Origin of the sequence: Pseudarthrobacter albicanus (genome assembly GCF_018224015.1) — a bacterium.
Taxonomy (GTDB): domain Bacteria; phylum Actinomycetota; class Actinomycetes; order Actinomycetales; family Micrococcaceae; genus Arthrobacter; species Arthrobacter albicanus.
On record NZ_JAGPOT010000004.1, the window covers coordinates 54,621 to 77,516 of the forward strand.

The following is a 22,896-nucleotide window of genomic DNA, read 5'->3' on the forward strand; positions in this document are numbered from 1 at the left end:
CCCTGCGGCGTCGTTCTTACCGCTGCTCCCGCCACCCCAGCGTCACCACAAACGCAACCGCACCGAGGCCCAGCATCACGAATACCATCAGCCCCCAGTTGTCCTGGTTGACGCCGCTGCCGTAGAAGATGCCGATCAGCACGGTCGCGGTGATCGCCCCGAGGTAGCGGCAGGTCTGGAAGATCCCGGCGGCCACACCCCGTTCCTGCGGCTGGGTGGAAACGTACATGCCCTGGCTGGAGGCGATGCTGACGACGCAGTACGGCACGCCCAGCAGGGCCGTCAGCGCCAGCACCAGCGGGATGGCCAGCGACGCCGTCAGCAGCCACATCATCCCTGCGGCCGCCACCAGCAGTACGACGCCGGCGATCAGGACGCGCTTGACGCCGAGCCGATCGATCGCGCGGACGGCGAACGGCGTCCCAATCACCGAGATCGCGGCCAGCGGCAGCATCAGCAGGCCTACGATTCCGGGGTCGTAGCCCGCGGCTTGCTGCAGCAGCTGCGGCAGCCCGAAGAACGCGAAATAGTAGACGCCGTTGAACAGCGCGAAGCCCAGGTAGACCAGCAGCAGCGGCCGGTTCCGGCCGAGCAGCCGCAGGTCCAGGAACGGCGGGCTGAACCGCAACTCGCGCCACACAAACAGCGCGGCGAGCACAACCCCTCCCCCGAGCAGCCACCACCGGAATTCCGGCAGGACATCCAGCAGGGCCATCATCACCAGCATCAGCGCTCCGACAAAGGCCAGGATCCCGGGAATATCCGAGCTGCGCAGCAGCTCAGCGGCGCTGCCGCGTTCCCGTTCGGCGTCGGCCGGGGCGAACCGCCGGACGATGAAGATCGCGGCCAGGGACAGCGGCACGTTGACCAGGAACAGGGCCTGCCACCCCACCAGGCTCACCAGCAGCCCGCCGAGCACCGGCCCGACCGCAGCGGCGGAGGTGTTCGCCATCTGGATCCGGCCCAGCGGACGCGTCGACTCCACCTTCGCCTGCCGGACCAGCGCCCCGACCATTACGACGGCGCTCGGGTAGGCCGTCGCCGTGCCGAGCGCCATGAAGACCCGTGCCACGCAGAGCAGCGCGAAGTTCGGAGCGAAGGGTGCCAGCGCACACGTCACCGCCACCACCAGCATCCCGGACAGGAACAGCCGCCTCGGCCCGAACCGGTCCGCCAGCCGCCCCATCAGCGGCTGGCCTGCCGCTGAGGTGAGGTAGAACGCCGTGATCACCCAGGTGACCGTGGCGACGTCGAGCCCGAAATCCGCGCGCAGCACCACCAGGGCCACGGCGATCATCGAGGAGTTCAGCGGATTCAGAGATGTGCCGAGGCTGAGGCCGGCGACGGCGAGGTTGTTGCGGGAAGAGTTGCTCACGGCAACAGTCTGTCCTAAGGCGCCAGCCGAAATCGAACCATATGCCGCGGCATGGGCCGGTTGACGCGTCACGCTGGGCAGACTTTCAGCCCTGCGGCGGCCGGGATCTCCCGGAAAACCGCGGAAGACCGCGCGTCCGGGACCGAAAAACTGCGTCCAGTGACGTCTGCCCGGATACGTTCACGCCAGCAACAACCACCCAATGGTCGATGCCGGGAGATGCCCAGAGGGGCCATCGATGCACGAGCAGGATCACAACGAGGCCGGCTCCGCCTTCACGGCCGGCGGGCGATCACATCGAAAATGTGCCAGCGCTTCGGCCCCCTGAACGATTGTCCGTCGTCGTCAAACACCTCGAATTTCAGTATTTCGAGTCCGTCGAAGAGCTGCCGCGCCTCCGCCTCTGTGTGGAAGTTCCAGTCGGCAATGTCCGCCCAGGAATCCCGGTCCCCGAACAGGTTTACGGCGATGACGCCGGCGGGCCGGAGCGCATCCAGCATCACCCGCCAGATCCGCCCGAAGTCCTTCGGGTGGATGAAGGGCAGCGAATAGCCGGCGAAGATCAGGCCCGCCTCGGGCAGGCCCCTGATGTCCTCGAACGGCCTCATGTCGACGTACAGGAGTCCGTCCATCGCCGCCGGCACAATCGCCAGCAGCCGCTCGCGTGTGCCGGGGAGGGAGTCAACGGCGTGCACACGCCAGCCCTCATCCAGCAGGGCCAGTGTTTCTTTTCCCGCGCCGCAGCCCAGATCTATGGCCTGGCGGCCGTTCCCGGGACCGGCGAGGGCCATGGCGTCGAGGCAGAGTGGGCGCACGGATCGCGTTGCCTGGGCGGCGTTGTACTCAGCCCAGACTTTGCTCCCGGCAGGTCTTTCCACAGGATCAGTTTTCCGCTCTCGCGGGGGCGTAGCCACGGATCGGCGCTCAGGTCCGGATCTTCGCCACCGTCATCAGGATCGCCGAGTCCTCTTCCGCTTCCAGGCTGTGCAGGCCGTCCGGAACGATCAGGAGGTCGCCGGTCTTCCCCTGCCACGAGTCCTCCCCAGCCCGCAAGCGGACGCACCCCCGGAGCACAAAGACCGTCGCCTCCCCTGGGTTCAGGTGTTCACTCAGTTGCGTCCCTGCTTTGAACGCCATGACCGTCTGCCGGAGGACCTTTTCGTGCCCGCCGAACACCGTGTCCGCCGCCCGGCCACTGCCCGACGCCAGCGCGGCCGTGAGCTGCTGCCGGGCCAGGGCCTCGATCGATATCTTTTGCATGAGGACACCGTACCCAGAATCGGGCCCGGTGCCGAGAGCCCTTGGTCCCGGGGCGGACTCCGCGGCGCCCGGGGTGGAAGGCGTTAGGCTGGATGGACGGCTGAAGCCACCGGCCCCCGGATCGTCCAGCGGAGCACCACATGACCGACACCATCGCAGACCCTCCCCGCGGCCCGTCCGGCGCTGAGCGCCAGCTGCCGCGTACGTCCCATGCCGGGGTTCCCGCCCCCTCCGCGGCCGCGGACGACGCCGGCCTCCGCCGGCTCGCCGACGTCACCTTCGGCCTCTCCCACCTCCGCGGAGGCCAGCTGGCCGGGATGCGCGCCCTCGTTTCCGGCCGGGATGTCCTCGCCGTGATGCCTACAGGGTACGGGAAGTCCGCCATCTACCAGGTCGCCGCGCTGGAGCTGCACCGCCGCCTGAAGCGCCCCGCCGTCGTCGTGTCCCCGCTGATCTCGCTGCAGGAGGACCAGCTGGACGGCCTGCGGGAGGTGCTCGGCCCGGACGGCGCCGTCGCGGTCAACTCCTCGCACAGCGCCGCCGAGCAGGAGCGCGCCTGGCAGGCGGTGGAGAGCGGCGGGGCCACCTTCCTGTACGTGGCCCCGGAGCAGCTGGCCAAGACCAGCACGGTGGAACGGATCGCAGCCCTGGACATCGCCTTGTTCGTGGTGGACGAGGCCCATTGCGTCTCCTCCTGGGGCCATGACTTCCGGCCGGACTACCTGCGCCTCGGCGAGGTCCGCGAGCAGCTGGGCAACCCGACGACCGCCGCCCTGACCGCCACCGCCGCTCCCCCGGTCCGCGAGGAAATCCTGGCCCGGCTCCGCCTGCACGACCCGCTGCTCCTGGTCCGCGGCTTCGACCGGCCCAACATCCGCCTCGACGTGCTCCGCGAGCAGGACGACCAGGACAAACGCCGCAATGTACTCCGGCAGGCCACGGAACTGATCGCGGGACTCCGTGAATCCGGGCTCCGTGAATCCGGGCCCGCCGGAGCCGGGCCCAATGACGGGGGCAGCGGCGGGTGCGGGCTGGTCTATGCCGCGAAACGGAAGGACACCGAGAAGTACGCCGCGAAGCTGGTCAGGAGCGGCCTCCGCGCCGAGGCGTATCACGCCGGCCGCACCCCGGCCGAGCGCGAGGCCGTCCACCAGCAGTTCCTCGACGGCGAGCTGGACGTGGTGGTGGCCACCACGGCCTTCGGCATGGGGATCGACAAGCCCGACGTCCGCTTCGTGCTCCACGCGGACATCCCCGAGTCCCTGGACAGCTACTACCAGCAGCTCGGCCGCGCCGGGCGGGATGGGGCGCCCGCGGCCGCGGTGCTGCACTACCGTGCCGAGGACCTCGGCCTGCGCCGCTTCTTTGCCAGCCACAGGCCGGACGAGGAACGGCTGCTGGCCGTCCTCACGGTGCTGCGCGACGCCGCCGCCTCCGGGGTCCCGGTCCACCGGCCGGCGCTGGCGGAGCAGACCGGCATCCCCGCCCGCACGCTCACCGGGCTGCTGAACCAACTGCAGGAAACCGGGGCCGTGAAGGTGGGCAAGCGGGGTGTCCGGCTCAGCCGCAAGGCGGACCTTGACCAGGTGGTGGGCCGCGCCGTCGGGCTGGCCGAAGCGCGTGAACGCATGGACAAGTCGCGCATCGAGATGATCCGCGGCTACGCCGAGACGGACGGCTGCCGGCGCCAGTTCCTGCTGGGCTACTTCGGCGAGGACCTGCCGGATCCGTGCGGCAATTGCGACAACTGCACGGATGGCTCCGCGGACCCCTCGCCGATGGAGGAGAACGACGGCGGCGCTGCCGCCGGGGACCCGGAGCCGTTCCCGCTGAACTCCCGGGTGGAGCACAGCGAATGGGGTCCGGGCCTGGTGATGCGGCACGACGACGACATCCTGACGGTGCTGTTCGAGCAGGAAGGCTACAAGACGCTGTCCCGGAAGACGGTCCTGGAGCGCGGGCTGCTCGCGCGCTGCGGGGACAAGTGTGACTAGGGCGTGTCCACGCTCGCCATTCGCCATTCGCCACGAAGACGGTCCCGACCGCCGCTAGTCGCCCGTCTCGGCGGCGACCGGCCTGCACGAATTCCCGAGTGGCGACGTCGTCCAAGGTTATCTTAAGTACGCCGGGCGAGACTCGTCGCGTCTGAGATCTGACCTCAGGGCCTGCCTTTTTCGTCCGCCAATCAATGGCGATTGAGTACAACCAGATGAGAAACTCTTCTTGCATTGGATGAAAACATGACAAGCATTTCAATCCGCCGATATGCCCTTTCCGTCCTGCTGGGAGCTGCACTGATTGCCGCTCCCCAGGCAGCAACCGCCGCCGCCCCTGCGACCGACAAACTCACCGTCACTGTCAAGGGCCCACCTGACGACTTGCTCGTGCCCCGCCTGGACGCCGGTGTAGCCTGCCCTGGCTTCGCCCTGAAAGTGAAGGGCACAAATTCGAAGACCCGCACGCTGTAATACAGGGACCAGAATGGCAAGCTGGTACGCACCGTCCAGTCCGGCAATGGATATAACCTGACCTACACAAATCTAGACACCGGCAAGTCCGTCTTCTACAAGTCAGACTACTTCCGTGAGGTCTCCGTCTACCACAAGGATGGAACGAGGACTGTCACGTCGACCGGACACTTCGGACTCATCATGTTCCCCACTGACGTGCCCCCCGGACCGTCAACGACGCAGTATGTGGGAACCGTCGTCTATGACGCCACCCCGAACAACGATTTCACCATAAAAAGCGTCCAAGCAAAGAGCACAGACGTCTGCAAGCAGTTAGCGGGCGGCCGACCGATCTCTTGACAACGATCCAAAAGTACACGCTTTTTCGTACTTATCCCATCTGATTGCCGAATGGTCCCGTCCTCCTTGCTGACGGTTTTCTGGGTGCCGTCTGCATTCCCCCCGGGACCACGGTGCCGCCGATGCGTGCGGCCGGAAGTAGGCGCAGCAAAGGGTGGGAGCAGGCGGTTGCCTGCTCCCACCCCGGGCTCAGAAGCCTTGCGCCTCCTTATTGACGTAGGCAGATGATGACTTCGTAAAGGACGACGCCAGCGCGGTAGGTCAGGGTGAGTTTGTCGTAGCGGGTGGTCCCGACGCCCTCACATTGAACCCTTAAAGCTGTTCCCGCGGGTCAGACGTCGGACGGGCCGATCTTTTCCTCGGGCGTGCGGGTTGGTGCTGGGTCGCTCCCCAACCGGCAAGGAGCCGCAGGCGGTCACCGTCGGGCGTTCCAGGTTCGGCGCTGTAAACAGTCAGGACCAGGCGTAAATCGGCGGGCAGGTCCATGGCATTGAAGCTCAACGTTAGGTTCCCGACGACCGCGTGATGGAAGTGCTTGGTTCCGGTGTGGTGCAACCGGACATCGTGCGCGGCCCAGCGGACACGGAACTCTTCGCTGCGTGTGGAGAGCTCGCCGACGAGGTCCTGCAGGTCCCTGTCGTAGGGGTTGCGGCCGGCCTCGCTGCGCAGCAGGGCGACAGTGGTGTCGGCAGCCCCGTCCCAGTCGGGGTAAAAACTCGTGGACCGGGGCCGAGGAACGCGAAGCAGGCCAGGATGTCCAGGCCGCCGTGTGGTGGCAGGCTTGCGGCGTCCTGCGGCCTTGGCCAGAGCGAAGAGGTGCTCGCGCTCGGTCTAGTTTCAATGCCGGCTCACGGCTTCCAGCACGTCTTCGGACACTCCGGAGAGGTTGCCGCGCTCCAGCCGGGTGTAGTACTCGATGCTGACCCCGGCCAGCATCGCGACTTCCCCGCGACGCAATCCGGGCACCCGGCGGACGCCACCGAATTCCTGCAAGCCCGCCTCCCCCGGGGTGAGCTTGGCCCGCCGGGAAGCCAAAAACTCTTTAATTTCCTTGCGATTGTCCATACACCCAACCCTTGAACCAGACCTCCGCGACCAGGGAGTCCCTGGCAGTGCCTCACCTTCCTGCTCAGCGACGACGGCACCAACATCAGCGGCGCCATCCTGGCGTCCGACGGCGGCTGGTCGGCGCTGCACGGGAGCGGGACTACACACCAGAGGACGACGGCGGGAGGTCCCGCCGTCGTCCTCTGCGGGTGCCTGCGATGCTGCATGCTGGGGCGATCGCCCGGGAGGGGAGATCCTTGCGGGTTTACTTTGGTCCTGTTCCCCGTTTCCCGAGGTGCTCAATGAGCGCATCGAGGATCGGTACTTGCCCTGTCACCAGCTTGGTGCGAGCTTCGGATTCTTTGAACCACCTGGCGTCATCGATTTCGGGGTAGCTTCTTACCCTGCCGGATCCTTTCGGCCATTCCAGCGAAAACGTGTTGCTCACAATTCGTTCGGGCTGGAAGTCCGCCTCGGCTGCGAAAACCGTGATGATTTTTCCTGAAGGTTGCCGGAATGTCCCTAGGTGGAGGTAATCACTGGACGGTGCAGGAGTACCGATTTCCTCGGCAAATTCACGCCAGGCGGCCGCCAGCGGATCCTCGTCCTCGAGGTACTCGCCCTTGGGAATGGACCAGGCATGGGCGTCCTTACGAGCCCAGAAGGGTCCGCCCATATGGGCCATCCATATCTCCAACTGCGATTCTGTGCTCCGCCGGTACAGCAGGATGCCTGCGCTTTGAACCGTCATGTCCCCTCCACGTCCCAAGGCTACCGCGCGTCAAGCGACCGTGCAGCGGACTTCCGCGCTGGCTAACCCATCGGAGCCTTAACGGAAGCGGACGACGGCGGGGGTTCCCGCCGTCGTCCGCTTCCGCTTCCTGCGGAAGCCGGAAGGCGTTCGTTAGTAGGCCTTTACGCGCTGTTCGACGATGAGGTGGATGAGGGCAAACACCCCGTCCTGGTCGATGGCCTGGAGCGCAGCGTCGAGGGCGGCCGGCACGTCCTTGTCCTGGGTGACCGTGACGCCGAAGCCGCCGAAGGCTTGGGCCATGAGGCCGAAGTCAGGGTTTTTCAGCTGCGTGCCCGAAACCCGGGACGGGTAGTGGCGTTCCTGGTGGGTGCGGATGGTGCCGTATTCCTGGTTGTCCATCACGATGATGAGCGGCGTGGCTCCGTACTGGGCAGCGGTGGCCAGCTCCTGGCCGTTCATGAGGAATTCCCCGTCGCCGGCGATGGTGACCACGCGGCGCTGCGGACTGGCCAGCGAGGCGGCGATGGCCGAGGGAATGGAGTAGCCCATGGAGCCGTTTCTCGCGCTGATCATCGAAGCGTAGCGCCGTGTGGGGAAGTACCGGTGTGCCCAGTTGGTGTGCTCGCCCGCCCCGAAAGTCACCATGGCATCCTCGGGAAGCCGCGGGACCAGGTTCGCCATCAGGGTGTCCATCCTTGCAGGCCCTTCGCAGGGGGTGACCGGCGGCAGGCTGGCGAAGGAAGTCTGCTCGGCGCGCATCCTGGCCGTCCACGCTTTCCACTCCTCTTTCATGGGCAGGTCGATTTCAACGAGATCCCGGACGAAGGCGTCCGGTTTCGCCACTATCTGCCTCGAGACCGGACCTGAGCGGCCGCGCAACGAGGGGTCTATGGTCACCAGAAAGTTCTTCTTGTTCCAGTCCTGCCTGCAGACAAAGCCGTCCGTGATCACGTCCCCCGGGACCGTCCCGACGAAAACGAGGAGGTCGGTTTCCTCGAGCAGGTCGTACGTGGGGCGGGGGCGGCCGTAACCGATCGGGCCCACGTAGCTCGGCGAGTCGAAGGAAACTGTTCCCTGCGTGCGCCATTCCGCGGCGGCCGGGATGTGGTGCTTTTCGAGCCATTCTGTGAGTTGGTGGGCCGCTTCCTGGGACCAGTCGTTGCCGCCGGTGACAAAAAGGGGCTTCGAGGAATTTGCCAGGGCCGCGGCGAGTGCTTCGGCATCCGGGGTGCTCATTCCGCCGGTGGCCACGGGGATGGTGGGGTGCAGGGCTGGATCCACCTGCTGGCGGATGATGTCTTCCGGCAGACCCACCACCACCGGGCCCGGCCGTCCGCTCATTGACGCGAACATCGCTTCCGCAACGATCTCGGACGCCCGTTCGGCATGGTCAAGCACCATAACGCGTTTGGCTCCTGTGTCGAACCAGGCCTTGATATCAAACTCCTGGAACGCTTCGCGGTCCCGGTGGGCAAAAGGGATGAGCCCGACGAATAGCAGCATCGGGGTGGAGTCCTGCCAGGCGGTGTGCAGGCCAACATGGGCGTTGGCCGCGCCGGGTCCACGGGTGACCATGGCCACGCCCGGACGCTGGTTCATCTTCCCGTCAGCCTCGGCCATGTAGGCGGCGCCGCCCTCATGCCGGCAGACCACCGTGTCGATGTCAGAACCGTGCAGCCCGTCCAGCACGTCCAGGAAGCTCTCGCCGGGAACAACATAGGTGCGTTCGACTCCGTGGGCCACGAGGGAGTCAACAATTACATGCCCGGCGGATTTCAGGGCCCGGCCGCCGTCCAGGCCCCCGGGAACGGTCGATGGGGTGGGCTGTACGGGGCCGTGTTGGATGATGTTGGCTTCGAATGGCTGCGTGTCGGTTGCGGTCATGGTGGATGCGGACTCCGTTGTCATCTCTACTTGTCTTCGTGGGTTGGTTGGCGTGCATGGTATTTCCGCTGCCTTCAGCGGAACGATAGTTGGTGCTTAGTCTGTTTCCGGTCCGGTGCAGAAGAAGCAGCCGTCCTCGCAACTGTCGTTCGACGCCGGTACGTAGCCGTTGTCTGCGGCCACCGCCGGCAGCGGGAGGTCCGGGCCTCGTTTGGCGGATACCGGATGCGGGATAGGGGTGGCAGCTGACATGTGGCGGTCCTGAGGAGAGATGTGGCGGTTAGGGCTCTGCGGATTTCGTAGCTTCATGAGGCTTTCCGTCGTTTGTTGAGGGATTGGGCAGCGGAACCGGGACGGTGGGCAGCTGTTCGCTTACCGGATCGAAGGCCTATTGGCCACCACGGGGGCGGCGCCCGTATAGCCCGTCCGGATTTCGGCGATTTCGTGGATCCGCTTCCGGCAGGCGTACCAGCCGGCCACCATCAGGGCACAGGCAAGCAGGGTTACCAGCAGCGTGAGCGGGGAGTCGATGAAGACCATGACCAGCACGCCGACGAGGAACAGCAGCGAGAGGTAGCCGGTGTACGGGGCGCCGAACATCCGGAACGATGGGCGTTTCAGCCAGCCCTTGTCCGCCCAGCGTTTGAGCTGCATCTGGCACAGCACGATCGTGGCCCACGTGACGATGATGCCCACAGAGGCGACGTTCAGGACGATCTCGAACGCCTGGGACGGCACGAGGTAGTTCAGCGGGACGCCGAGCAGCGAGACGCCGGCGGTCATGGCGATGCCGCCGTAGGGGACGCCCGCCTTGTTCATGCGCTGGGCGAACATGGGCGCCGAGCCAGCCACGGACATGGAGCGCAGGATGCGGCCGGTGGAGTACAGGCCGGCGTTGAGCGAGGACAGCGCGGCCGTGAGGACGACGAGGTTCATGATGACGTCCACGCCCTGGATGCCGATGGAGCCGAAGAAGGTCACGAAGGGGCTGACGCCCTTTTCGTAGGAGGTGTAGGGCAGCAGCAGCGCGAGCAGGATGACCGAGCCGACGTAGAAGACCGCGATGCGGAAGACCACGGAGTTGATGGCTTTGGGCATGATTTTCTCGGGGTTCTCGGTTTCGCCAGCCGCGGTGCCGATGAGTTCGATCGAGGCGTAGGCGAACAGCACGCCTTGCATGAGGATGATCATGGGAAGCAGGCCATTGGGGAAGATGCCGCCGTTGTCCGACAGGAGGCTGAACCCCACGTACTGGCCGTCGACGGGGGTGCCGAAGATGACGAAGAAGGTGCCGATGACGAGGAACGCCACCAGCGCGGCGACCTTGACCAGGGCGAACCAGAACTCGAGTTCGCCGAACACCTTGACCGAGACGAGGTTCAGGCTAAGCACCACCACGAGGGCGATCAGGGCCCAGGCCCACTGCGGCACGGCGCCCATCCAGGGGACGTACTTGCCGAAGAAGTTCATGTACAGGGCCGCGGCGGTGATGTCCACGATGGTGGTGGTGGCCCAGTTGAGCCAATAGAACCAGCCGGAGACAAACGCTGCCTTCTCACCGAAGAATTCACGCGCATAGGAGACAAACGAGCCCGACGACGGCCGGTGCAGCACCAGTTCCCCCAGTGCCCGGAGGATGAGGAAGGCGAAGAAACCGCAGACGGCGTAGGCGATGACCAGGGATGGGCCTGCCGCGTTGAGCCGGCCGCCGGCGCCGAGGAACAGGCCGGTGCCGATCGCGCCGCCGATGGCGATCATCTGGATCTGGCGCGCCTTGAGACCCTTGTGGTAGCCGGCGTCTTCGGCGTGGATCAGGGCATCCGAGGCATGGGCGTGGCCGCCGTCGGCCTCGTACAGACCAACCGCGTCATTGGGGTTGTTGGGCATGGGTGTTCCTTTCGACCTGTCAAAGATCTAAATGGGGGACTATCGGAAAATGGTGGGGACGTCTCGGGCCGGGGTCAGAAGACCGACCACCCGGTGCGGTCGGACAGGTCAGCGAGGGCCTCTGTCCCGGCCAGGGAATTGCCCTTGGAATCCAGCCGGGGGCTCCAGACACAGATGGCGCACTCGCCGGGGACGATGGCCAGGATGCCGCCACCTACACCGCTCTTCCCGGGAAGGCCCACGCGGTAGGCGAACTCACCGGCCGCGTCATACATGCCGCAGGTCAGCATGATGGATCCGATGCGTTTGGCCTCGCTCCGGGAGACCACGGTTCCCCGCGCGCCCAGGCCGTCCTGGGCGAGGAACAGGCCGGCCTTGGCCACCTCCACGCAACTCATCATGATGGAGCACTGCCTGACGTAGTTTTCAACCACCGCGTCGGCGGGCCGCCTCAGGTTGCCGAAGTCCTTCAGGAAGTGGGCGAGGGCCAGGTTGCGGCTGCTGTTGGCGAGCTCACTCTTTGCGGCCACCTCGTCAATGAAAGGACCCTGTCTGCCATTCTGGTTACCCACCTGACCGGCGAGGAAGCGCAGGACGTGGCCGGCGGCGTCGGGAAATCTTTCCATCAGATGGTCGGTCACCACCAGGGCGCCCGAGTTGATGAACGGGTTCCGGGGGATGCCGTGCTCGACTTCAAGCTGCACCAGGGAGTTGAAGGACGTTCCTGACGGTTCGCGGAGTACCCGTGACCAGAGCGCATCGGGGTCATCGGCGCCGAGCGCCATCGCCAGGGTGAAGACCTTCGAGATGCTCTGGATGGAGAAGGGAAGATCGGCGTCACCGGAGCTGAACACGTCCCCGGACGCGGTGGCCACGGCAATCCCGAAACGGTCGAACGGCGGCGATGACAGGTGGGGGATGCTGGCGGGAACCGACCCTGCTTCACTCCGGGGCCGGTGGCTGCGGACAATGTCGGCCAGGACCAGGCCCAGAGGCGGTGAATCGAGTGCTGTCATCATTTCTTGCCCAGATGCTCCTTATGCTTGCCGGCCCACTCCTGGATGTGAAGCAGGGCGACCAATGAATGGCGGGGATCGCTGAAGTTCAGGCCGGTAACCCGGCTGACCTTGCTGATCCTGTAGTAGACGGTGTTCTTGTGCAGTTTCATCCGCTGGGCGCATTCGGCCACGTCCAGCGACGCCTCGAAATAGGCCCGGAGGGTTTCGGCCAGCTCGCCATCGTCGCGGAGGAGGGCCCAGAGGCTGCGATGACGGAAGGCCGAGGCGGTGAAGTTCTCAACTGCTTCGTGGAACAGGATGTCCGTTTCGAAATCGTCCACCGTGGCCACAGAAGCGGTCCCTGACCTCCGCATGCAGCCGAGCAGTGCCTCCGTCTTGGCGGTCACCGAATGAATCGACAGCAGATCCGGTGCGATTGGTCCCACCGCCGCGAACGGAGTGATGCCAAGGTGCTTCCCGGCGTCCCTGACGATGGCCTCGGCAAGGCTCCGAAGCCCGGCTTCGGCATTGGCGGACTGGAGTGCCGGGATGATCACGGCGGTGTCGCCGTTGAACTGTCCTACGATGGCCGACGGTTTGTAGGCCGCCGCATGGATGGACGCAAGGTTGGCGAGCTCCCCATGTTTGAGCGCTGCATCGTCTTCCTGCGCCCCGGCGGCCGACATTCCCAGCAGGATCAATGCCGTGGGGCGGTCCGCAGGGATCTTCTGGCTGTGGGCGCTCGCCGCGGCTTCTGCCGGACCCGAAAGGATCCGCGCAATCCGGTCCTCGCGCATGTGCACCGACTGCTGGTTGCGGTAGCGGATCAGTTCGGCTGACACCCGCGTGGCTGATCCGGTCAGCACATAGTCAACGTCTGCGCCGAAGCCGTCCCCGGTTTCCTGGAGCCAGATGTACCCCATAATGCGATCGCCCGCGAACAAGGCGATAGCAACGCGCTCCCTCAGACCGTCCTGGGGCCTGGCCGGAACCCTGACAGGCAGGCGGGTCCGGTGCAGCTCGCGGTAGGCGCCAAGATCCTTGAGGAGGAGTTCGTATTTGCGCGGACCCCGTCGGGCCAGAATCGATGCCTTACGCAGCTCGTCGATGTCATTCGACACTGTGGAGTACGCCAGAACCTTGTTGGCAGCGTCCTCGATGACCACGTGGCTCGACGTCAGCCGGGCCGTCGTCTGGGCAATGGCGAACAGGTCTTCTTCCAGCAGCGTCAGCACTTCGCTCAGGTAGCTGGGTGGCTGGATCCTGTCCTTGGCGATTGACAGGAGCCGGTCCCAGTCCGCGCCCGGGTCCACCAGAAGGAGACCTGTTCCGACAGCCCGGAGCAGCTCTTCTGCTTCCCCCAATTCCTCGGGACTGCCCTTGACGGCCAGCACAAGGGGAGGATTTTTCAGAAGGCGCCGCAGCGCGGGCAATGCGGAGCGTCCGCGAACCCCGATAAGCAGGACGAACGCAGCCCCGCCGTCGGAAGTCTCGTCGTCGGCATCAACGATCAGCAAGCGTTCGATCGGCGAATCGGCGCGGGACGGCCGAAGAATAAGACTGGCGAAACCCAGAGGGAGATCCGACAGGATGTCGTCCACTGTAGCTGCGGCCATGTGCTTCCTTCTGACATTGACACCCGCCCGGACGGCTCTGTCCGGACACCCAATGCTATCCAGAGCCAATCCCGGAAAATATGGATGCCGGCCTAAATTCCATGGCGGCTTTAGGTCCCGGGACCAATGCGAAGAGCGGACGACGGCGGGGGTCCCGCCGTCGTCCGCCTACTTGGTAGCCGGCGCCGTCTGGCTAGGAGCCCGACTCCGGTTTTTCAGGGGCAAGCGCGTAGAAGGGTGTGAACCGGCATCTCGCTCCGGGGGAAATGTTGGAACGGACGATCGAAGCGGTCTCCAGCGCTGCCAGATGGTATCTGACTGAGCCCCGCGAGGAGGCGATGCCGTTGCTGATGTCGGCTACTTTGCTGGCACCGTTGCTTGCCAGATACTCGACGATCTGTGATCTGATCGGTCTGCTTGGTGCTCTTTCCGGGCGCTCAATGTGATGCACATCCATCGACCTGTGGATCTCAAAATCAGTGGTCATTGCCATGGCCTTTCATCCGGTGTGAGGGTAGATTCGCTGGCTGAGGGTTGGTGGGCGGAGCGAGATCCGGTCAGTGCATCGAAACGCGCCCAGGATCCCTGCTGTCTTCAGTGTCGTACGCGTCGTCAGCGTCGTAGGCAGCTTCCGCAGGTGATCCCTCGAGGAGGGAAGCAGCCTTGTCGTGGTTTCGGCCGATGACCGCGGTGGCGATGGCATTGCCCAAGATGTTGGTGGCCGTGCGTCCCATGTCCAGGAGCTGGTCGATCACCAGCAGGACACCTATTCCGGCGGCGGGGATACCGAAGGCAGGGACCACGGCCGCTACGACGACGAGTGACCCGCGCGGCACGCCGGCCATGCCTTTGCTGCTGAGCAGGAGCATTGCGGTCATCGCGATCTGCTGGCCAAGGTCCATGTCGATGCCGTAGGCGTTGATGAGGAAGACCGATGCGAAGGTCATGTACATCATGGACCCGTCCACGTTGAACGAGTAACCCAGGGGCAGCACAAAACCGGTGGTGCGCTTCTCGATGCCGAACTTGGTCAGGCCTTCAATGAGCTTGGGCAGCGCGGCTTCGCTGCTGGAGGTGGCGAATGCGATGACCATGGGTTCGCGCACTATCCGGACCAGCCGGAAGGCCGCCCGTCCGAGGAAGGCGACGGCGACGGCGATCATGATCGCCCAGAGTGCGGAGAGGGAGATGTAGAAGCCGCCGATGAACGACGCGTAGGTTGCGAAAGCGTCCACGCCCTTGGAGGTGAAGGCTGCCGCGATGCCGGCGAATACGCCCACCGGGGCCGCCTTCATCACGTATCCGGTGACCTTCAGCATGATGCCCATCAGTTCGTCGATGGCATCCGCTATGGAGGAGCGGCCCTTCTTCCGGAGGTTCAGCAGGGCGATGCCGAAGAGAGCGCCGAATACGAGGATCTGAAGGGGGTTGTTTTCCGTCAGTGCGGCGAAGACGCTCGTGGGGATGATGTGGGTAACAAACGCCTGGTAATCGAGGGGCTTCGTTTCCATTCCCGCGTCACCTCCCGGCATCAGGTTGAGCCCGTCACCGACGTTGAGTATATGGGCCGTGATGAATCCGAAGGCGCCTACCAGGACGGAGGCGGACAGGAACCAGATCATGGAGCGGCCAAACAGCTTGCCCACCCCGGCGGATTTGGCCGCTCCTGCGATGCCGGACACCAGGGTGGCGAAGATCAGCGGGGCAATGATCATTTTGATGAGGTTCAGGAACATGTGCGTCACGGTGTCGAGGACGGCCACGACGGAACCGCGCGTGTCCACCGGCAGCAGCCAGTGGAAGAGCAGCCCGCTGAGGATTCCGAACACGAGCGCTGCCAGAATCCACATGGTTGATTTGTTTTTCAAAGTCAGTCCTTGTCTAGAGGCCGGGATGGTGGCCCGGTGTTGGAACGGTCCTCGTCCTCGAGTTCCGTTTTCTCTGTAGTCAGTAGGGATTTTGGGCGCGACGGTGCGCCCCCGGCTCCCTGGTCGGACGAGGTGGTCGCTGGTCGAGCTTGTCGAGACTTGGTTTCGACAGGCTCAACCAGCGGCGGTGGGCCCACGACCGCAGGGTTCCCTAACTGAGCTTGCGAGGTTAGGGAGCGGTTGGGGACTATTTGCTCAGGTTGGCCAGGCGCTGGGGGCTGAGGAGGTCTTCGAGCTGCTCGGCGGTGAGCAGCCCGTGTTCGAGCACCAGTTCTGCGACGCCCTTGCCGGTGGCGAGGGCTTCCTGGGCGATGGCGGTTGCGGTGGAGTAGCCGAGCTGGGGGTTCAGCGCCGTGACCAGGCCGATGGACTGTTCCACCGTCAGCCGGAGGCGTTCGGTGTTGGCGGTGATGCCCCGGACGCAGCGTGCCGTGAGGGTGCGGCAGGCCGCTTCCAGGTGGGAGATGCTCTTGTGGAGGCTGTGGACGATGATCGGTTCGAAGGCGTTGAGCTGAAGCTGCCCGGCCTCGGCGGCCATGGTGATGGTGACGTCGTTGCCGACGACCTCGTAGGCCACCTGGCTGACCACCTCCGGGATGACCGGGTTGATCTTGCCGGGCATGATGGAGGAACCGGACTGCACGGCCGGGAGGTTGATTTCGCCGAATCCTGCCCGCGGGCCGGAGGAGAGCAGCCGCAGGTCGTTGCAGATCTTGGACAGCTTGACGGCGACGCGCTTGAGCACCCCGGAGAGGTGCACGAACGCGCCCACGTCCTGGGTGGCCTCGATGAGGTCCACGGCGGTGACCAGCGGCAGGCCGGTGATCTCGGCCAGGTGCCGGCAGGCGGCCTCGGCGTAGCCGGCGGGGGCGTTCAGCCCGGTGCCGATCGCCGTGGCGCCGAGGTTGATCTCGTGGATCAGCAGGTCCGCCTCGGCCAGCCGCAGCCGGTCCTCGCCGATGGTCACGGCGTAGGTGCCGAATTCCTGGCCCAGTGTCATGGGGACCGCGTCCTGGAGCTGGGTGCGGCCCATTTTCACGACGGTGCGGAACTCCAGAGCCTTGGCGGCGAAGGCCTCCTCGAGTTCGGTGAGGGCCGCCAGCAGTTCCCGGGCAGCGAAGATGGTGCCCAGTTTCACGGCCGTGGGATAGACGTCGTTGGTGGACTGGCTGAGGTTCACGTGGTCGTTCGGGTGCAGCCGGGCGTAGTCGCCCTTGGGTCGGCCCAGGATTTCCAGGGCCCGGTTGGCGATCACCTCGTTCGCGTTCATGTTCGACGACGTCCCGGCGCCGCCCTGGATCACGTCCACGACGAACTGCTCGCTGAGCTTGCCGCTCAGCACGTCCCTGCAGGCGTCCTCGATCGCCCGGGCCCGCCCGGCGTCCAGGAGCCCGAGCTCGCGGTTGGTGCGGGCGGCCGCCATCTTCACGGCGGCGAGCCCGCGGACCAGGTGCATGTTCGAGGACAGGGGCTGGCCGGTGATGGGGAAGTTCTCCACGGCGCGGAGCGTGTGGACGCCCCAGTAGGCGCCGGCGGGGACGTCGCGGTCGCCGAGGAGGTCGTGCTCCGAACGGGTGTACGGCACGGCATCGATGGTGGTCATGGTGGTCATGGGGTCCTCGCAGGGCTTCGTTGACGGGTTTGGACAAGGAAATCTTGGGCCAGAGGCAGGTCTGAGTGATGCCGCAGCCGGCACTATGGGCATGGTTGTGCCACGGCAAGGAGGCCGAGCGGGGCTTGCGGCGATGCGGCAGGTCAGGGGACGCTGAGCGACATTCGGGGCTTAGGACTTAGTGCGTATGGCCGGATCGGGAGTTCCCGCCTCCGGGGACAACGGTGCTCAGGGCGCATTCGACGCCGTGCAAATGCATCCTCATGGCCCGGGATGCGTCGTCGGCTGATCCATTCTCGATGGCAGCGAAAATCCGGGCGTGCTCTTCACCCGATTCCTTGCGCCGGTCCGCCACGAGGTTGAGGGTATTGGATTGGTTGGCCATGGCGTCGCAGATATCTGACAGGAATGTTTCGAAGACGCCGTTGCCGCTGCACCGGGCGATGGTCACGTGGAACTCAGTGTTCAACAGCACCCACTGCTGGAGATCGTCCTCCTCGGCCATCTCCTCAAGGATTTCGCGCAGAGCCTCCAGGTCTTCGGGACTGCGGCGTTGGGCCGCAAGGCCGGCGGCAGGAACTTCTACGTGGGGACGGGCTTCCACGAGGGCGCTGGCCGAGTATTTGCCGAGTTTGAGGTCCTGGGCGACTTTATCAGCGATGACAAAGGTGCCCTTGCCCGTGTGGGTGGCGGTCAGTCCCAGTGCGGTGCACGAGCGCAACGCCTCCCTGACCATCGTGCGGCTCACACCGTACTGCTTGGCAAGCGCTGCCTCCGAGTCGAGGCGGGTACCAACCGGAATCTTGCCGCCTTCAATGGCCCCCCGGAGCGATGCGAAAACCGCTTCAGCCGCGCCAACGCGTACCACTCGGCCTTGTCTAGCTGTCCAGCTGTCCAACAGGTCCATATGAAAACTATGGCATCTGTCACACAGCCTGTCAACGACGCCCCGGAAATGTTGCGCAGGGAACGGCGCCCAGTGGCCCGATTTCAAGGCGTGCGTCCAGTTGGGCGCTGCTGGTGCTGACCCCTGGTGATGGGGCACCGATAGAAGGGACGACGGCGGGAGGCCGCGCCGTCGTCCGCTTCCTTTTTCCGTGTGCTCGGCCTAGATACTCCTGGCGTTCGCCAGGACCGGCAGCTTTCCGCGGACCTCTGTGATGACGGACGGGTCAATGTCCACGACCACCAGTTCGGGTTCGCGGCCCAGGGCAACGACGGGAGAGCCAAGCGGGGACACCACCACGCTGTGGCCGATGCCGGTGGGGGCGGTGCCGGCTGACGGCAACCGATACTCGCAGGATCGCCCTGTCCGCAGGCCACCACGAACGTGGTGCTGTCCACGGCGCGGGCACGGACCAGCAGGTCCCACTGCTCCGCCTTTCCTTCGCCGGCACCCCACGACGCACAGACAATGTTGACTTGGGCGCCCGCCCGTGCGTTGGCCGTAAAAAGCGCAGGAAAGCGCACATCGTAGCAGGTGGCGAGGCCTATCACCGTGCCGTTGACTTCGAAGGCCACGGGTGACGTGCCGGCGTCCACCGAATCGGACTCGGCGAAGCCGAACGCATCAAACAGGTGGATCTTGTCGTAGGAGGTGTCGATCCCCGGGCCGGTCACGAGCAGGGTGTTGCGCACCCGGCCGTCGTCTCCCGGGGTGAACATGCCTGCCACGACGGTGATCTCCAGATCCCTGGCTATGTCGCGGACGGCCGCGGCCCACGGGCCGTCCAGCGCAGGGCGGGAGCAGGAGGAAGTGCAGGCGCACATTGCCGAACTTGGCGTTCCGGGTCCCACCACCACCCCGGCGCTGTACCCGGTATCGCCCTACCTGGCGCAACAGGTCTCCGAAGTCCGCGTGCAGCACGCACGCACCTCCGGGGAGGCCGAACGGGCCCTGGTCATCACCGACGAAGGCGTGCTGCTCACCGTCGCGTGCGACCACACGGACCGCGACCTTGAAGTTCACGGGTTGGCCTGGAGCAAGAACGCCAGCCCGGACGTCCTGGGGCGCAAGGCCTGGCGCCTCGATGATGTGCGGGACCACCTGGACAGGATCACCTTGAAGGGCTGGGTGGGCGAGGGCGACACCCCGGACACCCTGATCCAGGACAGCTCGCTGGCGGCGCTGCTGACCCCGGACTACTGGCTGGACATCCTCACTAACCGCGGCCTGAACGCACCTGGAACCGTCCTTATCTCCGGCACGGTGGCCATGACCAGCGGGGTTGACCAGTTTGCCCGCAGCTGGAAAGTGGAAATGAAGGATCCCGTGACCGGCGCCTCCGTGGACGCCCAGTACGTCGTGGAGAAGATGGCTGAGCCGATCGGCTGATTTACCCTTCAAGCAAAGCCAAGAGGACGACGGCGGTGATTCCCGCCGTCGTCCTCGTCTTATTTGCCCAACTGACTCGCAGTTGTTGCCGTTCTGAGGGCTCAAAACGACAACAACTGCGAGCTACATGGGGGCGGTTAGCCCAGCGTCGAGGTGTCGATGACGAAGCGGTACCGCATGTCGGAGGCCAGGACGCGTTCGTAGGCGTCGTTAATCTTGCCGGCCGGGATGACTTCGATTTCGGCGCGGAGCTGGTGTTCGGGAGTTCCTGTTGTGAGGGGTACTGTCAGGGACCCCCTAGCCGCCGTTGGAACTAGTACCCCACATCGAAGCCGCTGAACTCCCCCGTCGCGGCGGAGAGGGCTTCTTCCACGTTTTCCACCCGTCCCGGCGCCTCCGGCGAGCGCAGCCAGCGCCGGAACTCCAGCACCACAGCCTGCGGCCCCTCGGCGACGACGGCGACCGAGCCGTCGTCGTTGTTCCGGACCCTGCCGGTCAGCGCGAGCTCCTCGGCCTTGCGCACCGTCCAGTACCGGAACCCGACGCCCTGCACCACGCCGTCCACCCGCGCCTTCAGCCGGACAAACTCTCCGGACTCCGCCTCTGGAATCTCAGCCATGCTCCCAATGTAGCGCCCTGGACAATCCCAAACACCAGACATCATGGGACTTTCGCCCCTTACGCAGCCGTTGCCCTCCGGGAGAGGCTGATCATTCGCGCTGCGGGAACTCCTCGAGCAGACGGCATCAGCACAAAGACGTGCCCTTACCACCCGCGGCGGTACTACTGCCAGAAAGGACAAGACGATGGCAGGACAATTTGAGATCTTCATGGACGCGGAGTCGAACGTCAGATTCCGGCTCCTGGGAGCAGACGGTACAGTACTGGCCACTTCGACGGCCTTCGAGGACAAACAATCCGCCGCGGACGGCATCATGGCTGTCCGCGAATGCGCCGGCACAGGCCTGATCACGGAGGCCCGCTCGAACGCGTGGGGCGGGACGGGCCGGACCAGGAAAGGCATCCCGACGCCCGCCCACCGCCGGCACCGGCACTCCCCCGCGGTGTAGTGCTGTCCGACAAAGTCGGGGGCGGCAATGGACGAGGCACGGGTCCACATCAGCGGCTTCCGCATGGATTTCGGCGCCACCACCGTGATCCGCGACCTGTCCTTCGACGTGCAGGCCGGGGAGACCTTCGGCTTCCTGGGGAGCAACGGCTCCGGGAAGACGACGACGATCCGTGCCCTCCTCGGCATCTACGAACCGACCGCCGGGATCCTGCACATCAACGGCCGGGGCTTCAGGCCCGAGCACGGGGACCGGCTCGGCTACCTCCCGGAGGAGCGCGGACTGTACAAGAAGGAAAAGGTCATCGACATCATGACCTACTTCGGCCGGCTCAAAGGGATGGATCGCCGCGCCGCCCGTCAGTGGTCGCTGGCGTACCTGGACCGGGTGGCGCTGGCGGACAAGGCCTCCTCCCTGCTGGACAAGCTCTCCAGCGGCCAGCAGCAAAAGGTCCAGCTCGGCGTCACCATCATGAACAACCCCGAGCTGCTGATCCTCGACGAGCCCACCAAGGGCTTCGACCCGGTCAACCGGCGCCTGCTGATGGACATCATCGCCGGACAGAAACGGGCCGGTGCCACCGTCGTCATGGTGACCCACCAGATGGAGGAAGTGGAACGCCTCTGCGACCGCGTCATCCTGCTCAAGGACGGCACCGCGGAGGCCTACGGGACCATCGACGAGGTGCAGAACAAGTACGGCGGCCGCATCATCCGGATCAAATACAGCGGGACCATTCCGCCCTCGCCCCACTACGCGGTGCTGCTCCAGGAAACCAACTACGCGGAACTGACCATCACCGACGCCACCGATGAGGCCGCCATCCTCAAGGACCTGATCGACGACGGCGTGACCGTCCGCAGCTTCACCACCACCAAGGTTTCCCTTGAGGACATCTTCCTGCGCGTCTACGGCGACCAGAACGAACCCGACGTCGGCCCGCCCGAAGCCGGCCGCCGCACGCCGGACGGCCGGCTCAGCGGGGACAACAGAATCAGCCGGGACGGCGCATAGCCATGGCCCGGCACAATCTCGGCACGGTGATCGGCTTCGAGTTCGTCCGCACCGTGACCAAGCGGCGGTTCTGGATCGGAACCCTGGCCGTGCCCGTCATCATGGCGATCGTGTTCGGGCTGATCTTCCTGAGCAACACCACGACGGACACCGCCGCCGAAGCCCAGAAGAGCGCCCAGTTCAGGATTTCCTACACGGACGCCTCCGGCCTGGTCACCGCCGGGGACGCCGCGCTCTTCCGCGCCCGGCCGGCCGGCTCCCCGGACGCCGGAATCAGGGCCGTGCAGTCCGGGACCGTGGACGCGTACTTCGATTTCCCCGCCCACCCGGAATCCACCGCGGTCCGCGTCTACGGAACGGACAGGGGGATCTTCGAAAACGGCAAGTACGGCGCCGTCGCGCAGGCCATGCTGGCCCGCGCCGTCGAACAGAAAATCGCTTCACCGCAGCTGTCCACGCTCGCCGCCGGCAAGGCACAGATCGACACCGTCACCTTCGAGGGCTCCCGGGAATCCGGCGGCCTGGGCACCGTGGTTCCGCCGCTGATCTTCCTGGTTATCTTCTACGGCCTGATCGTGCTGCTGGCCGGGCAGATGCTCAATTCCACCCTCGAGGAGAAGGAAAACCGCGTCACGGAGATGATCCTGACCACCCTGAAGCCCACCACGCTCATCGCGGGCAAGGTGATCGCGCTGTTCGCGATCGGGCTGTTGCAGATGATCGTGTTCACCTCCCCGATCGTCATCGGCGCCCTGTTCTTCCCCGGCGAGCTGAGCCTCTCCGCCCTGGACCTGCCCCCGCTGATCTTCGACCCGGTCCGGATGACCGTCGGCTTCCTGATCCTCGTGGGCGGGTTCGCGCTGTTCACCACCACGCTCGTGGCGATCGGGGCGGTGATGCCGACGGCCAAGGAAGCCGGCAACTTCATGGGCGTCATGATGGCGCTGATCTTCGTGCCGTTCTACGCCGTGGCCCTGATGGTCTCGGATCCGCACGCCGTGATCGTGCAGATCTTCACCTACTTCCCTTTCTCCGCCCCGGTCACCGCGCTGCTGCGGAACGGCTTCGGCTCGCTGAACCTGCTCGAGGCCGGGATCGTGATCGCCATCCTCTTCGGGGGCGCCGCCGTCATGCTCCGCCTGGCCGTGCGGCTCTTCCAGTACGGTTCCATCTCCTACACCTCGAAGGTCAGCATCCGCACGGCGCTCCGGGGCGGTTCGCGGCGGCCCGGGTCCGGCGCGGCGCCGACGACGCCGGCCGGCTGAGTTCGGGCTGGATCCCGTCAGGCTGACGGGCCCGACGCCCT

Annotated in this window: 20 protein-coding genes and 4 pseudogenes; 7 read left to right on the forward strand and 17 right to left on the reverse strand. The window is 65.5% G+C overall.

Going from position 1 to position 22,896, the window contains the following annotated elements:
* Positions 1–16: 16 nt before the first annotated feature.
* The 3 genes from J9611_RS01405 to J9611_RS01415 form a co-directional block, all read right to left on the reverse strand.
* A complete protein-coding gene (locus tag J9611_RS01405; RefSeq protein WP_211877020.1) occupies positions 17–1,375 on the reverse strand; it encodes an MFS transporter in 1,359 nt (452 codons plus the stop codon).
* Positions 1,376–1,650: 275 nt separating this feature from the next.
* On the reverse strand, positions 1,651–2,253 hold the full coding sequence (locus J9611_RS01410; protein WP_211877021.1) for a class I SAM-dependent methyltransferase: 603 nt from the start codon (positions 2,251–2,253) through the stop codon (positions 1,651–1,653).
* A gap of 46 nt (positions 2,254–2,299) precedes the next feature.
* Positions 2,300–2,635 (reverse strand): cupin domain-containing protein, encoded by a 336-nt coding sequence (locus J9611_RS01415; protein WP_211877022.1) that lies wholly within the window; start codon positions 2,633–2,635, stop codon positions 2,300–2,302.
* A gap of 140 nt (positions 2,636–2,775) precedes the next feature.
* Here J9611_RS01415 and J9611_RS01420 point away from each other — a divergent pair, with 140 nt between their 5' ends.
* Positions 2,776–4,629 carry a RecQ family ATP-dependent DNA helicase gene (locus tag J9611_RS01420; protein ID WP_211877023.1) on the forward strand — a complete coding sequence of 618 codons (1,854 nt, stop codon included), beginning with the start codon at positions 2,776–2,778 and terminating at the stop codon, positions 4,627–4,629.
* Positions 4,630–4,875: 246 nt separating this feature from the next.
* Complete coding sequence (locus J9611_RS01425; RefSeq protein WP_211877025.1) at positions 4,876–5,103, forward strand: hypothetical protein; 228 nt, start codon at positions 4,876–4,878, stop codon at positions 5,101–5,103.
* Between the two features lie 654 nt (positions 5,104–5,757).
* On the opposite strand, the pseudogene J9611_RS01430 reads toward J9611_RS01425, so the two are convergent.
* A pseudogene (locus J9611_RS01430) lies at positions 5,758–6,510 on the reverse strand (helix-turn-helix domain-containing protein).
* A 51-nt stretch (positions 6,511–6,561) separates the two neighbouring features.
* Between J9611_RS01430 and J9611_RS21680 the strand changes: the two are divergent.
* Positions 6,562–6,633, forward strand: a pseudogene (locus J9611_RS21680) (short-chain dehydrogenase); the annotation flags it as partial.
* A gap of 124 nt (positions 6,634–6,757) precedes the next feature.
* On the opposite strand, the gene J9611_RS01435 reads toward J9611_RS21680, so the two are convergent.
* The 11 genes and pseudogenes from J9611_RS01435 to J9611_RS01485 all read right to left on the reverse strand — a co-directional run.
* Positions 6,758–7,243, reverse strand: a complete 486-nt coding sequence (locus tag J9611_RS01435) for an NUDIX hydrolase (RefSeq protein ID WP_211877028.1) — start codon at positions 7,241–7,243, stop codon at positions 6,758–6,760.
* A gap of 153 nt (positions 7,244–7,396) precedes the next feature.
* A complete protein-coding gene (locus J9611_RS01440) occupies positions 7,397–9,130 on the reverse strand; it encodes a thiamine pyrophosphate-dependent enzyme (protein WP_372447740.1) in 1,734 nt (577 codons plus the stop codon).
* A gap of 96 nt (positions 9,131–9,226) precedes the next feature.
* The gene (locus tag J9611_RS01445; RefSeq protein ID WP_211877034.1) at positions 9,227–9,382 is read right to left on the reverse strand and encodes a hypothetical protein; all 156 of its coding nucleotides are present in this window, start codon (positions 9,380–9,382) and stop codon (positions 9,227–9,229) included.
* Between the two features lie 120 nt (positions 9,383–9,502).
* On the reverse strand, positions 9,503–11,017 hold the full coding sequence (locus J9611_RS01450) for an amino acid permease (RefSeq protein ID WP_211877039.1): 1,515 nt from the start codon (positions 11,015–11,017) through the stop codon (positions 9,503–9,505).
* A gap of 74 nt (positions 11,018–11,091) precedes the next feature.
* Positions 11,092–12,036: a glutaminase gene (locus J9611_RS01455; RefSeq protein ID WP_211877041.1), complete on the reverse strand. Its 945-nt coding sequence runs from the start codon at positions 12,034–12,036 to the stop codon at positions 11,092–11,094.
* On the reverse strand, positions 12,033–13,631 hold the full coding sequence (locus tag J9611_RS01460; RefSeq protein ID WP_211877042.1) for a PucR family transcriptional regulator: 1,599 nt from the start codon (positions 13,629–13,631) through the stop codon (positions 12,033–12,035). The genes J9611_RS01455 and J9611_RS01460 overlap by 4 nt, the downstream gene beginning before the upstream one ends.
* 193 nt (positions 13,632–13,824) lie before the next feature.
* Positions 13,825–14,118, reverse strand: a complete 294-nt coding sequence (locus tag J9611_RS01465) for a winged helix-turn-helix domain-containing protein (RefSeq protein ID WP_211877043.1) — start codon at positions 14,116–14,118, stop codon at positions 13,825–13,827.
* Between the two features lie 70 nt (positions 14,119–14,188).
* Entirely contained in the window at positions 14,189–15,499 is a 1,311-nt protein-coding gene (locus tag J9611_RS01470; protein ID WP_211877044.1) for a dicarboxylate/amino acid:cation symporter, read from the reverse strand.
* Positions 15,500–15,746: 247 nt separating this feature from the next.
* The gene (locus J9611_RS01475; RefSeq protein ID WP_211877123.1) at positions 15,747–17,162 is read right to left on the reverse strand and encodes an aspartate ammonia-lyase; all 1,416 of its coding nucleotides are present in this window, start codon (positions 17,160–17,162) and stop codon (positions 15,747–15,749) included.
* Positions 17,163–17,349: 187 nt separating this feature from the next.
* The gene (locus J9611_RS01480) at positions 17,350–18,078 is read right to left on the reverse strand and encodes a FadR/GntR family transcriptional regulator (RefSeq protein WP_211877046.1); all 729 of its coding nucleotides are present in this window, start codon (positions 18,076–18,078) and stop codon (positions 17,350–17,352) included.
* A gap of 201 nt (positions 18,079–18,279) precedes the next feature.
* Positions 18,280–18,953: pseudogene (locus J9611_RS01485) on the reverse strand (carbon-nitrogen hydrolase family protein); the annotation flags it as partial.
* On the opposite strand from J9611_RS01485, the gene J9611_RS01490 reads away from it, so the two are divergent.
* Positions 18,835–19,506, forward strand: a complete 672-nt coding sequence (locus tag J9611_RS01490) for a DUF2848 domain-containing protein (protein WP_211877048.1) — start codon at positions 18,835–18,837, stop codon at positions 19,504–19,506. The pseudogene J9611_RS01485 and the gene J9611_RS01490 sit on opposite strands and share 119 nt — an antisense overlap.
* A 137-nt stretch (positions 19,507–19,643) precedes the next feature.
* Here the strand turns inward: J9611_RS01490 and J9611_RS21685 are convergent.
* A pseudogene (locus J9611_RS21685) lies at positions 19,644–19,766 on the reverse strand (alcohol dehydrogenase); the annotation flags it as partial.
* A gap of 53 nt (positions 19,767–19,819) precedes the next feature.
* The gene (locus tag J9611_RS01495; RefSeq protein WP_211877050.1) at positions 19,820–20,125 is read right to left on the reverse strand and encodes an acylphosphatase; all 306 of its coding nucleotides are present in this window, start codon (positions 20,123–20,125) and stop codon (positions 19,820–19,822) included.
* 187 nt (positions 20,126–20,312) lie between these two features.
* Between J9611_RS01495 and J9611_RS01500 the strand changes: the two genes are divergently transcribed.
* From J9611_RS01500 to J9611_RS01510, 3 genes are read left to right on the forward strand one after another with little or no spacing between them, the layout of a single operon-like run.
* The gene (locus J9611_RS01500; protein WP_211877051.1) at positions 20,313–20,576 is read left to right on the forward strand and encodes a YegP family protein; all 264 of its coding nucleotides are present in this window, start codon (positions 20,313–20,315) and stop codon (positions 20,574–20,576) included.
* Positions 20,577–20,603: 27 nt separating this feature from the next.
* Positions 20,604–21,590 (forward strand): ABC transporter ATP-binding protein, encoded by a 987-nt coding sequence (locus J9611_RS01505; protein WP_246527217.1) that lies wholly within the window; start codon positions 20,604–20,606, stop codon positions 21,588–21,590.
* 2 nt (positions 21,591–21,592) lie between these two features.
* Positions 21,593–22,855: an ABC transporter permease gene (locus tag J9611_RS01510; protein ID WP_211877053.1), complete on the forward strand. Its 1,263-nt coding sequence runs from the start codon at positions 21,593–21,595 to the stop codon at positions 22,853–22,855.
* Positions 22,856–22,896: the final 41 nt, after the last annotated feature.

What these genes read in the sequence shown, in the direction of transcription:
- J9611_RS01415 (WP_211877022.1), bottom strand. Translation starts at nt 2,635, where the DNA reads ATGCAAAAGATATCGATCGAGGCCCTGGCCCGGCAGCAGCTCACGGCC.
- J9611_RS01420 (WP_211877023.1), top strand. Translation starts at nt 2,776, where the DNA reads ATGACCGACACCATCGCAGACCCTCCCCGCGGCCCGTCCGGCGCTGAG.
- J9611_RS01425 (WP_211877025.1), top strand. Translation starts at nt 4,876, where the DNA reads ATGACAAGCATTTCAATCCGCCGATATGCCCTTTCCGTCCTGCTGGGA.
- J9611_RS01435 (WP_211877028.1), bottom strand. Translation starts at nt 7,243, where the DNA reads ATGACGGTTCAAAGCGCAGGCATCCTGCTGTACCGGCGGAGCACAGAA.
- J9611_RS01440 (WP_372447740.1), bottom strand. Translation starts at nt 9,130, where the DNA reads ATGACCGCAACCGACACGCAGCCATTCGAAGCCAACATCATCCAACAC.
- J9611_RS01445 (WP_211877034.1), bottom strand. Translation starts at nt 9,382, where the DNA reads ATGTCAGCTGCCACCCCTATCCCGCATCCGGTATCCGCCAAACGAGGC.
- J9611_RS01450 (WP_211877039.1), bottom strand. Translation starts at nt 11,017, where the DNA reads ATGCCCAACAACCCCAATGACGCGGTTGGTCTGTACGAGGCCGACGGC.
- J9611_RS01455 (WP_211877041.1), bottom strand. Translation starts at nt 12,036, where the DNA reads ATGATGACAGCACTCGATTCACCGCCTCTGGGCCTGGTCCTGGCCGAC.
- J9611_RS01460 (WP_211877042.1), bottom strand. Translation starts at nt 13,631, where the DNA reads ATGGCCGCAGCTACAGTGGACGACATCCTGTCGGATCTCCCTCTGGGT.
- J9611_RS01465 (WP_211877043.1), bottom strand. Translation starts at nt 14,118, where the DNA reads ATGACCACTGATTTTGAGATCCACAGGTCGATGGATGTGCATCACATT.
- J9611_RS01475 (WP_211877123.1), bottom strand. Translation starts at nt 17,162, where the DNA reads ATGACCACCATCGATGCCGTGCCGTACACCCGTTCGGAGCACGACCTC.
- J9611_RS01480 (WP_211877046.1), bottom strand. Translation starts at nt 18,078, where the DNA reads ATGGACCTGTTGGACAGCTGGACAGCTAGACAAGGCCGAGTGGTACGC.
- J9611_RS01490 (WP_211877048.1), top strand. Translation starts at nt 18,835, where the DNA reads ATGCCTGCCACGACGGTGATCTCCAGATCCCTGGCTATGTCGCGGACG.
- J9611_RS01495 (WP_211877050.1), bottom strand. Translation starts at nt 20,125, where the DNA reads ATGGCTGAGATTCCAGAGGCGGAGTCCGGAGAGTTTGTCCGGCTGAAG.
- J9611_RS01500 (WP_211877051.1), top strand. Translation starts at nt 20,313, where the DNA reads ATGGCAGGACAATTTGAGATCTTCATGGACGCGGAGTCGAACGTCAGA.
- J9611_RS01505 (WP_246527217.1), top strand. Translation starts at nt 20,604, where the DNA reads ATGGACGAGGCACGGGTCCACATCAGCGGCTTCCGCATGGATTTCGGC.
- J9611_RS01510 (WP_211877053.1), top strand. Translation starts at nt 21,593, where the DNA reads ATGGCCCGGCACAATCTCGGCACGGTGATCGGCTTCGAGTTCGTCCGC.